Raw genomic sequence first — 1,112 nt, 5'->3', positions numbered from 1 at the left:
CTCACTTTGCCTAACGCCCGCCTAAGGGGCTGGCAACGCATTACCACTAAACTCAAACACAACAACTGCAACCACCGCGGCTCATTGGGACTGGAAACGCCACGCGTTGACAGTCCCCCTTGAGGCGTTTGTTAGTTTTTGTGCTGCGATAAGAACTGCTTTAGTATTTCACCCACGAGTTCTGGTGACTCTTGGTGAGATGAATGTGCTGTCAATGGGATATTGGCAAAACTACAACCGGAAATTTTCGACTTTAAAGCCACCGCCTCATCCAACGAAAACAAGAAGTCATTATCACCTCGCATTACTAACGTCGGGCAACGAATTTTTTCAACTAACTCGTCTGGATAGCCAGATTCTGTTGTATCCAGCCATACGGCTTTTACCATGTCTACAAGCTTAGGAAAATCAGGTTTAGGATTTGATACCTCATAAAATGCAACATCATCCGCAAACCTTGATACCCAAAATTCAGCCGTCAAACAACTTAGCAATTCAATTGATGGGTCATCTGCCTCCAATCGCCACTGCGAACCCAATGTAACCAAACAAGACACTCTTTCTGGCTCTTGTGCTGCTAACCGATAACCCACGATGCCGCCGTCACTGAAACCAAAAATTGAGTATTTCTCAATACCCAAATAACTAAGGACATGTTGGACATCTTGTTGATACTGCATGTAATTAAGTGGGAGTCCACCTAAGAGTGATTTTCCGTGACCACGAAAATCTATGCTTATCAACTGGTAGTCTGTAGCCACGTATTTGTGAATGGGACTTAACTCATTCAGCGAACCAAGGCCGCCATGAAGCATCAATAATGGTTCTCCCTCAGGATTGCCGGAAAGCTCGTAATAAATATCCGAACCATTGACTCCTATATAACCATTTCTATTTTTCATTTTGTCGACCAACTGTATTTTTATTGATTTGACCTGAAAAAACTAACGCCCGGTTAAGGGGCTGACAACGCAAAAACACTGAACCTAAAATAACAGCCGTAATCACAAAGGCCGATTTGAACAAAAACCGCCACGCGTTGACAGTCCCTCTTTAACCGTTTGTTATGGCTAACAACTCTCTGATTTATAGAACAAAACTTTCAAGGTAAA

General features: G+C 43.2%; 1 protein-coding gene. It reads right to left on the bottom strand.

Translation table 11 applies throughout. The features are described from left to right. Positions 1-131: 131 nt before the first annotated feature. Positions 132-902 (bottom strand): alpha/beta fold hydrolase, encoded by a 771-nt coding sequence (locus DD616_RS17095; RefSeq protein WP_208871976.1) that lies wholly within the window; start codon positions 900-902, stop codon positions 132-134. Positions 903-1,112 lie beyond the last annotated feature (210 nt).

It is taken from the genome of Vibrio anguillarum (assembly GCF_003390515.1).
In the GTDB taxonomy this organism is placed as follows: Bacteria; Pseudomonadota; Gammaproteobacteria; order Enterobacterales; family Vibrionaceae; genus Vibrio; species Vibrio anguillarum.
The sequence above is the reverse complement of the archived record's forward strand: the minus strand, read 5'-3'. Positions and strand labels throughout refer to the sequence as shown.